This is a genomic window from Spirochaetota bacterium (assembly GCA_038043445.1).
GTDB lineage: Bacteria > Spirochaetota > Brachyspiria > Brachyspirales > JACRPF01 > JBBTBY01.
Genome location: JBBTBY010000068.1, coordinates 914 through 9,687 on the forward strand (window position 1 = coordinate 914; position 8,774 = coordinate 9,687).

At 56.1% G+C, this 8,774-nt stretch carries 9 protein-coding genes; 8 read left to right on the forward strand and 1 reads right to left on the reverse strand.

All coding sequences use genetic code 11. The features are described 5' to 3' along the window. The 8 genes from nusB to AABZ39_10635 all read left to right on the forward strand — a co-directional run. The coding region (gene nusB, locus AABZ39_10600; GenBank protein MEK6795218.1) for a transcription antitermination factor NusB at positions 1 to 345 on the forward strand (345 nt) is incomplete at its 5' end. Beyond that, positions 317 to 2,185 (forward strand): tetratricopeptide repeat protein, encoded by a 1,869-nt coding sequence (locus tag AABZ39_10605; GenBank protein ID MEK6795219.1) that lies wholly within the window; start codon positions 317 to 319, stop codon positions 2,183 to 2,185. The genes nusB and AABZ39_10605, both read left to right, overlap by 29 nt. 62 nt (positions 2,186 to 2,247) lie before the next feature. Further along, a complete protein-coding gene (locus AABZ39_10610; GenBank protein ID MEK6795220.1) occupies positions 2,248 to 3,096 on the forward strand; it encodes a DMT family transporter in 849 nt (282 codons plus the stop codon). A 3-nt stretch (positions 3,097 to 3,099) separates the two neighbouring features. After that, the gene (locus AABZ39_10615) at positions 3,100 to 3,654 is read left to right on the forward strand and encodes an XRE family transcriptional regulator (protein MEK6795221.1); all 555 of its coding nucleotides are present in this window, start codon (positions 3,100 to 3,102) and stop codon (positions 3,652 to 3,654) included. A gap of 13 nt (positions 3,655 to 3,667) precedes the next feature. Continuing rightward, positions 3,668 to 4,573 (forward strand): hypothetical protein, encoded by a 906-nt coding sequence (locus AABZ39_10620; protein ID MEK6795222.1) that lies wholly within the window; start codon positions 3,668 to 3,670, stop codon positions 4,571 to 4,573. Further along, the gene (locus AABZ39_10625; GenBank protein ID MEK6795223.1) at positions 4,570 to 6,201 is read left to right on the forward strand and encodes a family 10 glycosylhydrolase; all 1,632 of its coding nucleotides are present in this window, start codon (positions 4,570 to 4,572) and stop codon (positions 6,199 to 6,201) included. The genes AABZ39_10620 and AABZ39_10625 overlap by 4 nt, the downstream gene beginning before the upstream one ends. A 31-nt stretch (positions 6,202 to 6,232) precedes the next feature. Further along, the gene (locus AABZ39_10630; protein ID MEK6795224.1) at positions 6,233 to 7,099 is read left to right on the forward strand and encodes a CehA/McbA family metallohydrolase; all 867 of its coding nucleotides are present in this window, start codon (positions 6,233 to 6,235) and stop codon (positions 7,097 to 7,099) included. A 76-nt stretch (positions 7,100 to 7,175) separates the two neighbouring features. Beyond that, positions 7,176 to 8,090: a hypothetical protein gene (locus AABZ39_10635; protein MEK6795225.1), complete on the forward strand. Its 915-nt coding sequence runs from the start codon at positions 7,176 to 7,178 to the stop codon at positions 8,088 to 8,090. A 15-nt stretch (positions 8,091 to 8,105) separates the two neighbouring features. On the opposite strand, the gene AABZ39_10640 is transcribed toward AABZ39_10635, so the two are convergent. Beyond that, positions 8,106 to 8,624, reverse strand: a complete 519-nt coding sequence (locus AABZ39_10640) for a hypothetical protein (GenBank protein MEK6795226.1) — start codon at positions 8,622 to 8,624, stop codon at positions 8,106 to 8,108. Positions 8,625 to 8,774 lie beyond the last annotated feature (150 nt).

The window sequence follows — 8,774 nt, forward strand, 5'->3', positions numbered from 1 at the left end:
AAGCCCACGATCGAAGAACTCACCCGTTTCGATTTCGAGCAGAAGCGCATACGCCCCACGATACGGGAATTCGCCACCGCACTCGTCACCGGCGCCCTTGCCGAGCTTTCCGTCATCGATCCTGTCATCGTAAAGCATTCAACGAATTGGAACATAGAGCGCATCGGGTATATCGAGCGGGCGATACTGCGCTTTTCCATCTACTCCATGTTCTTTCAGCCCGATGTGCCCCGTTCGGTGATAATCGACGAGGCGATAGAGATAGCGAAGGTATTCGGCGGCAAGGACACGTATAAATTCGTCAACGGGATACTCGATGGGATCGACCGGGACAAACGGGAATAGCACGCGCGTCATTGCGCTCTCCATAAGCGCCGCGGTGACCGCCATGCTCGCAGCGGCCGTCGTGTATGTGCTCTTCTTCTCCGACGACACGACGATACGCTCCATGGTGTTCCGTACGCAGAAAGACTTCTATGAGGATGCGAAGGCGCTCTACCGGCGCGGCGAAACGTATAAGGCGCTTGAGCGCATACGCGAAGGCGTTCGTGACGAGCGCGACCGGAAGAAGGTATACCGCGCACGCCTCCTTTCCGCCGTCATTTACGACGAGCTCGGCCAGTACCCGAAAGCGATGGGCATTTACGAATCGCTTGCCGGCGAACGTGAGGCCACCGAGCATGTATGGCATAATCTCGGCGATACCGCTATGCATTCCGGGGCGACTTCCCAGGCGATACACGCATATGAAACGGCGCTGCGGAAGAACGCGCGCTTCACCCCCTCGCTCATCGCGCTCGGCGACGTATACTTCCAGAACCGCTCCTACAAGATAGCGATGGAATATTACCGGCGCGTGCTCACCGCCGACCGCGCGAACAAGCGCGTCCTCGCGCGCATCGGCATGATATACTATCAGCACGGCGACCGCGACCGCGCCATCAAGACGCTCACGGAAGCCGTCGACACGTACGACGCGGAGCTCTCCGCGAGCGTGTACGCGCAGCTCGGCACCCTTTACGCGGAGAAGGGCGACAACAATATGGCCGCGGAGATGTATCTTCGCTCGCTCAAGAACGACCCGGGGAACACGGCGGTCATCTATAATCTCGGCGTCATGTACATCAATCGCGGCGATTACGAAGCGGCATCCGGCGTGCTCTCGCAGGCCCTTCTGCATGACCCGAAGAACAAGACGCTCCTCCGCGTGCTCGGTGAAGTTGCGTTCCACGGCGGAGCGCTCACCAACAGCCTCGCCTACTATCGCGCGCTCGCCGACCTTCAGAAGGATAAATACGAGACCATCGCCATGGTAGCGGACATCAACTACCGGCTCGGGAATCTCCTCGAAGCGGAGAAGCACTATCGCTATATCGTCGACATGCAGCGTCACGATTCCATCTACGAGAACGCGCTCATCAATCTCGGCAATGTCTATGACGACCTTAAGCGCCCCGAGGATGCGCTCGCCTGTTACCGGTCGGCGCTGCGATTGTCCCGGGACGACAGCGCCGTGCATTACAACGCGGGGATAATACATCTTAAGTACGGCATGCCGGAAGAGGGCATCGGTCTCCTCAAACGGGCATACAAGCTCAATACCAATGACACGCGTCCGCTCATACGCATCGCCGAACACTATGAAAAGAGCGGTAATACCCCCAATGCGCTCGAGCTCTATGAGGGCATCATCGCCCATTCACGCAACGACCATGAAACGATATTCCGTCTCGGCACGCTCTACCGTAAAATGAACGATAATGCGAAGGCAAAGCGTCATTTCGCCTACCTTGCCGCCGCACCGAATCCGTACCGCGCGGACGCCTACGTGAACCTCGGCGTCATATATGATGAAGAGGGTGACGGGCAGACGGCACTTGAGAATTTCACCCGCTCCATCTCCATTGAACCAAGGAACCCCGTGGCGTATTACGATCTCGGTCTCCATTTCTATGACCGCGGAGAGATGAACACCGCACTTTCCAAATGGCGGCTCGGGCTTTCCTATGCGCGAGAAGCACCCCTGGTATCGCGATTTTACCTCGCTTCCGGGAATGCGTATTACAAGCTCAAGGACTATGAAATGGCGGAGAAGTCCTATGTAAAGGCGGTGAACGCCTGGCCGCGCAACGGGGAGGCATCATTTAACCTCAAAACCGTGCGGGAACGCAATAATATCCGATAAATTTGACTTTTGCGCGATGTTTAGTATTATTAAACCATGTTTAACTTAGATGCGATCGGAACATGGGCATAGTATTCGCCGTCCTCAGTCTGGGCTTCGCCGGCGTCAATGATGTCGTATTCAAAAAATACGGGGCAAAAGAGCGCCCCATCGGTCTGCTCTTCGCTTTCATAGGCATTATCCTGTTCTCTTTCTTTTTGATCCTCGGGGCGCTGCGTCATACACTGTCGTTCTCAGCCCCGGTACTGCTTATCGGCTCGGCGGCCGGCATCGTCTCGGTGCTCGCGAACATTGCGCTCGTCGAGGGGATGAAACGCACGGGTGCATCCATCGGCGCTACGATATACCGTCTCAATCTGATCTTTGTGGCCGTCATCGCCTTCCTCTTCCTTCATGAATCGTTCACGCTTCTGAAAGGCGCCGCGCTTATATGCGCGCTCGCGGCAATAATCCTTTTCTCATTCTCGGGCGAACGTTCATCGAAAGGCATCGCATATAAATTCATCCTGCTCCTCGTCGCTGCATCCGTACTGCGCGCATTGATGGGCATATCGTACAAGGTGGCGAGCAATTACGCGGTCTCGAACGAGGCCTTTCTCGCTCTGAGCGGCTTATGGTGGGGCATTATCGGCATCACCTATTATCTGCTCCGGGAACGCAGGCTTGCCGTGAGCAGGAGCGTCTTCCGGTATGCCGGCATTTCCGGCGCGCTCATCTGCGGCATCGTCTTTTTCCTCAAATGCGCGGTGAACGCGGCGGACGCAAGCATTGCGGTAACGATATCGCAGTTCAGTTTCCTCATCACGGCCCCGCTCGTCGTCATCTTCCTCAAGGAGCGGCTGTGCCTCCGGAAAGCATGCGGCATGGCGCTTGCGGTGGTATGCATCATATTCTTCTCGCTGCCGAGCTGACCTATGGGCACAATGGATATCGCTCTCAATATTAAACGGCTCCGCGAAGCCAAAGGGCTTACGCTCGACGCGCTCGCGCAGAAATCGCGCACGACAAAAGGCTTCCTCTCGCAGGTGGAGAATTTCCGCACGCTGCCCTCGCTCCCGCTCCTCTATCAGATAGCTGCCGCGCTCGAGACCGAACCGGGAACGCTCCTTGCAGGTTCAAAGACGGACAGCCGATATGTGTTCACGAAAGCGGATGCGGGCCAGATCATCGAACGTGAATACCCGGAATCCGGCTTCGTCTACCGGACGCTCGCGCAGGGAAAGAATTCGAGATCGATGGAGCCGTTCCTGCTCGAGATACCCGCGCATGCAACGAGGAAGAGCGTCACGACGAACGGCGATGAATTCATCCATGTCCTCGAAGGGAAGATCGATTTTCATCTGGGTGAAGAGACCATCGCGATGAAGAAAGGGGACAGTCTCTACTTCGAAGGCGAGCTCCCGCATTATCCCGAGAACACGACGGAGAAACGATCAATGATACTTGTCATATACTCGATAACATACTGATGGAGCGCTCCCTATGCGGATAACATCCGACTGGCATATCCATTCGAGGAATTCATGCGACAGTGCCTGCATGACGATGGCCGACCTCATGGCCGAAACCCCTGCCCTCGGCGTCACCGACTTCGGAGTGACCGATCATCTCCATACTCCGTTCAATCTTCCGGATATCGTCAATTCCAGGAAGGAATATCTCGCCTCTACGCCGTCACCACGCTTTCATTTCGGCGTGGAGGTGAGCAGCGTATCGAAATGGGAGATCGATGAGATACGCACGGGCGCTCACAAGGACCCCGTGTACGGTCTGCGTTCGGGCGGAAAGCCGGATTGCGAGCTCGCTATCGGCCTGACGGAAGAAGATATCGCCGCGAACGGTATAGAATATGTCGTCGGCGGCACGCATTGGCCGATGTACGTTCCGTTCGAACGCGATGCCGTCATCAGGGATTATCACCGGCAGAACATGTTCCTCGCCGCACATCCCCTTGTCGATATCGTCGCACATCCCTGGTGGTGGATGGGGCACTGGGCGGATGAGAAAGGCCGTTTCAACGGCGAGCCGTGGTTCGATGATCTTACGCATATCCCCCAAAGCATGCACGATGAATTCGCCAAAGCCGCCCGCGAACACGGCACGGCGGTGGAGATCAATATCTCCGCGATACTGCTCAATCCGTATTACCCCGAACATTTTGCACGGCAATACCTCGAGTACGTCGCATATCTTAAGCAAGCGGGCGTTTCGCTCAGCATCGGCTCGGACTGCCACAGCGCCCACTACTCGAAGATGAACTTCGGACCTGCGGTGCGCATGCTCGACAGCATCGGCATCCGGGATGAAGATCTGTGGAAGCTGCCGCCGCTCAGAACAGGCGGAGCGGCGATACGCGTCACTACTGCACGAGGGGAGAATGTCCCATGAAAAGACCGCTGCCGATGGTATTCGTGCTGTTCCTGCTTTGCCTTGCGCCGGCATTCACCTTTGATCTTCCGTCCGTGTTCGACCGATCGGGTGCCGAGTGGAAGGCAACGCCTGCGGATCTTGTCTCCCCGCGCTTCGTTGCCACCGAATTGGGGAACGGGTTCGAATTCAACGCGGACCACTCGCAGGCTGACCCGAAGTCCCCGCGTAATTACTGGGACACGACGTTCTCCCCCATCGATCTGTCGTCCACCGTCTCGGTCGTCATGTGGATGAAGATCGAGAACGCCGCCGCCGTACGCACCGTCTCATTCTATTTCAAGAGCGGCGACGGATGGTACCTCATCAAGCCGTACACGCAGATAGCCGAACGATGGAACAAAGTGGTGTTCCACCTCGATAACCTTTCACGTGCCGAGGGAAAGCCCTCGGGCTGGAACTCCATCGACGGGCTCCGGGTGAACGTCTTCTTCCGGGAAAAGGCGCCGTGCACGGTGACCATCGTGGGCATTCGCACGAGCGCGACTCGCATTGAAGAGAAAGGCGATGTAGCGCTCTTCGAAGCTCCGGACAAGGACAAAGGCCTTACCCGTACGATGAACCGCGATGCGAACGGCCGCCTGATCGAGAGCAGGATGATACTTGATGAAAAGGGGGCATTCCTCGACGAAGGGAGCGATGTCGTCCTTGACAGGATCAAACGCGCAGGTTTCAACGCCTATATGCCGTGCATATGGCACGGACGCGGGGCTATCTTCCGTTCTGCGCATTCTCCTGTCGAGCCGAGATTCGAACAGCACTTCGCCGGAACGAACGATGCGACCGCGGTCATGATACAGCGGGCGAAGGATCGCGGCATCGAAGTGCATGCATGGTTCTGCGTGGCTCCGCAGGGAAAGAACAAACTGTTCCCCGAATTCGCAAAAGAAGGATCACCCAAGGGCGCGTATGATCTTCAGGACCCCGGCTACCGCGACCTTATCGTACGCGAGATAACCTCGTTCGCAAAGCAGTATGCGGTCGACGGCATCAATCTCGATTATATTCGGACCATGGGCATTTCATTCACCGAGACCGCACGGGCGCTCTATCGAAAGCGGTACAACGCCGACATCGACGAGCTTAAGGGAACTATGACGCCTGCGCTCACCGCGCGGCTCCTCGAATGGCAGGAAGCCGCCGTGTCCGATATCGTGCGCCGTGCGAGCGAGGGGATACGCGCGGCACGCCCGAAAGCGGTGTTCTCCGTCTGCGGACATGCTCTCCCCAAGCCGGAACTGTCCGAACAGGGCCGCAATGAATGGCTTTGGATCGAGAATGGCTGGCTGGATATCTCATACACCATGGACTATGACTGGACGCCTAATTTCCCGAAATTCGAAGCGGGCCGAACGTCGTTATCCTCCCCCGGCCGTTCCCTTCTCATGCTCGGCAATTATGAGAGCGAACGCGGCGAAGTGAAACCGCGCAATGCCATGCAGGTAGCGCGGCTCATCGAGTATGCGCTGAAGAAATACCCTGAGGGCATTGCGCTCTACTATTACCCGACGCTCAGCGAGGAGCAGATCGATGCGCTGCGCGCCGGTCCGTTCAAAGAGAACGCGGTGCCGAACTGGCCTTCACGGTAAGCATGGAGAACAATACGCAAGGAGTAAAGCGATGAGCATGAATTGGAAGAACCTGTATGATGACAAGAACGGCACCTGGCGAAAAGGGAATCTGCATACGCATACGAACAAGAGCGGCTGCGGAAAGATGCCGATAGCCGATGTGCTCAAGACATTCGAGGACGCACGCTTCGATTTTCTCGCAATAACCGACCATAACGTATACATCGATACGAAAGCCGCTACGTCATCCATGACAATGCTCCAGGGGATTGAGATCGACATCAAAGGATATGATCACATGGGCGCGATAAGCGTCGATGCGCCGTTCTATGACGCATCGCTTTCACAGCAGGAGCTCATCGACAGGAACATCGAGCGCGGCAACCTTGTGGTGCTCCATCACCCCGACTGGCAGCTCAATGAGCATTATCCCATGCAGAAACTGCAGTCGCTTATGCGCTATGACGGGATAGAGATATTCAACAGCGTGATCGAATTCCTCGACGGGAGCGCTCTCTCGACGGCGAAATGGGACCGGCTCCTCATGGCTGACCGGCGCGTGCTCGGGTTCTGCAATCAGGATTTCCACGACAGGCCGCATCTGTCCGACTGTGCGAACGTGGTCCGCACGAAGAGCCCCGACGCGAAGGATATTCTTGCCGCGCTCAAGAACGGGAATTTCTACTGCCATCACGGTGTGATCATCGAGGATATCGGCCGCGACGGGGATACCGTGTTCGTACGCACGAAGAACGCGAAGCTCATACGCTTCATCGGCAACGGCGGCATCGTATTCAGGAACGTGAAGGCATCGAACGCGGATATCACTATCAATGAAAAGTGGAAATACGTACGGATCGAATGCCTCGGCGAGGGCGATGAGATATCCTGGAGCCAGCCGTTCTACATTTCGTAGACGGCACCCCCGGCGAGGAATATCCAAAGCGGGACCCATACGGATCGGCCGATAAACATATGATATGGTAATGACAATGGATGCTGAAAGATATGCAGTCCCTCGCGTGAATCTCAATGAGATACTGTTCGACGCAGCGATAGCCGTCGGCACCGCGCTCACCGTGCTTTACGGCAGGGGATCTGTGACGGTTGACACTTCCTTCATCGAGGGGACACGCCTCACCGCATATCTTCTCGTCTCGTTCTGCCTTCCGTTCTACATGAGCCGCATGTTTTCCCGCTATGAAGCCGTGAAGTCCGTGCTCGTCAAGCGCATCATTGTCGGGGTCTATGTAGTGACCGCGATCATGACATTCATGAGCGCCACGGGCACAATGATATTCGATGCAGAAAGAACCGACCATGTCTCGATGTTCATTGTATGCATGGCGGGCGTGCTGCTCATCATGGGCGGTATCACCGGTTTTATCACAATACCGCAAAAGAACGACACTAAAAAAAGCGAGGATAAGGGTGCGGTTGGTATTGTCATAGTCGGTCTTATCCTGACGACGGCATTCATGTTCTACCTTATGATATTCAAGCCGTTCCTTCCTGCATCAATGAAATACCTTGACGGGTTCTATGTCATTGCCGCTTTTATTGCCGCCCCGCTTGCCGGTGTCATCTTCATGGTGATTCTGCTTAATCTGAAGTCGCTGCTTATCAGAGTGCGTCTGTACGGTTCCCTGGCTAAATTCATGCAGTTCCTCTTCCCCGTGATGATCGCCGGAAGTCTGCTTCTTTTCAACAATAGCATGCTCGCGCTTATCGGACGCTTTCTCGATCTCGGGCATGCATCACCGCTTTCCATTGTCATCGCCCTTATCATTACCGGGGTCATCCCGTTCCGGCTCGCGCTCCTCTTCGCCCCGCCAGTGCGCGCTGCAAATGCACTTACCGGCTCTGCTGTTCTCGTATGCTGCATGCTCTGCCTTTTCCTTCGGTAAGCGAATGACCCCATGTCACTTTTGTAATGCCGAGGCGGGACTTTCATCCTGCGGGGGGCTTTTTCTGAACAGGCCGATCGGCCGCGAGATCCAAATGCCCAGCCGTGCCATGGTCATCATCAGCAGGAAGAACAGGAGCAAGACCAGATTCTGCCAGATCGTATCCGTCGGAATACATTGTGTCGGGTCGGAACGCTTGTATGCAACACGAACTTTCTCCCCCTTGGTCCTCATGATGTTGATCAGCCATGGATGGTCCGATACATGGCAATCGTACATGCCGTCGGTATACTCGTAGATCGCATTGAATTCTTTGCCGCCTCTTCGGGTGTGCGGAGATTCGAATGCAGCTGTCACCGTTGCCTCCGCGTAACCGGCATCGAGCAGGATCGGTATGAGCGGTCCGGCAGCCCCTATCCGGTAAGTGATGAAGGCGAGGAACAGACATGCGGCAATGAATCCCGGCCAGGGGAGAGGGCGGGCAGGCTTGTCCGTTTTTTTCGCGGGCATATGTTCCATTGTATCCACGGCCACATGCTCCGTCAACCCGATCTTCGTGATCCCAACCGCATCTCATCTGCGGTGACACCTCGCGCACTAGGCATTCATGCGCCATACCCTGCCCCACCCCCATCGCACACTGTCATTTCGAGCGACAACACCCCCCTTACATTAATCTGCGCG